The following is a 429-nucleotide window of genomic DNA, read 5'->3' on the forward strand; positions in this document are numbered from 1 at the left end:
GCCCATGTGTTGTGCGATGCCGATAGGGAGCCCCTTAGTGTGGTGATCACCTTCTTGGCCCGTGGGAAACGTTTCATCATCTGCTCACAGACCGATAGGAAGGCCTCGGCCTTTACGTGCTCTCCCTGGGTGGTAATGTCCAGACCTTCTGGCTTTATCCCGAAGTGCTTCTCCGCATCTTCCTCGTTGCCCAGTACTATGTCGCAGTACGAGGTGAGCTCCGACATGATCTCCTCTCGTTTGGCATCATCGCAATAGTTCCACAGCTTGGCACGGTAGTTCAGGTCCGTGGATATGGTAACTCCCATATCACTGGCCACCTTTACAGCCTCCAGACAGGCATCGGCCGCGCCTTGGGAAATCGCAGGGGTGATCCCTGTCCAATGGAACCATTCCACACCCTCAAAGACAGCTTTCCAATCTACCATA

The 429-nt window shown here is 54.3% G+C and carries 1 pseudogene; it reads right to left on the minus strand.

The features are described 5' to 3' along the window. Nucleotides 1-429, minus strand: a pseudogene (locus ACXAFK_RS15195) (sugar kinase); the annotation flags it as partial.

Source organism: Flagellimonas sp. ABD4_174 (assembly GCF_056160185.1).